The organism is Brevundimonas sp. CURTG3B2_SDJG, from assembly GCF_057364705.1.
On sequence record NZ_JBNFOJ010000587.1, the window covers coordinates 1 to 586 of the forward strand.

Genomic DNA, 586 nt, shown 5'->3' on the forward strand with positions numbered 1-586 from the left:
GGCCTGCCTCTCCTCGCGCGAGACCGAGCCGTCGCGGTCCGCGTCCATCGCGATCAGGCGATCGACCCCGCCGGCCGACGAACTCCGCCTGGCTGATACGGCCGTCGCCGTCCGCGTCGGCGCGCAGGACGCGCGGCGAGGCTTTTTCCTGCGGCTGTTGGGCGATCGCGGCGCGCCGCGGCGACGAGAGCGAGGGCGGCCAGTCCGCCAAGCACGAGCGTTCTGTTCATTTCGATGATCTCCTGGGGCCGTCAGCGGCCGGTCATCCCTGTACGGAGATCAAACGAACGAGAGTTCAGTCTCCGTCGCGGACCGGGGGCAGAGCCGCTTCGAAGGCGGCCCGCGCCTCGCCCCGTATCGCCGCCAGACGGGCCTTCAGGGCGTCGAAATCGGCGCAGCCGCCGGCCTGGGCCAGGCGCTGGCGGAACCCTTCCGGCTCGTCCGCCGGGTCGACGCGGTCGTCGAAGGCCGCGGCGAGGACCTGGTTCAAGCCCTGCTGGATCCGCCAGGCTTCGGCGAGGGCCGGGTCGCCGGCGAGGGCGTCGAGCGTGGAGACCGTCAGGGGGCCGCCCGACGCCGCCGAGGC

The 586-nt window shown here is 73.4% G+C and carries 2 protein-coding genes; both read right to left on the reverse strand.

The window, feature by feature from the left end:
* The coding region (locus AC2W7C_RS18815) for a hypothetical protein (protein ID WP_486002698.1) at positions 1-211 on the reverse strand (211 nt) is incomplete at its 3' end.
* Positions 212-295: 84 nt separating this feature from the next.
* Positions 296-586 (reverse strand): hypothetical protein (locus AC2W7C_RS18820; protein ID WP_486002699.1); only part of this gene is annotated, 291 nt, incomplete at its 5' end.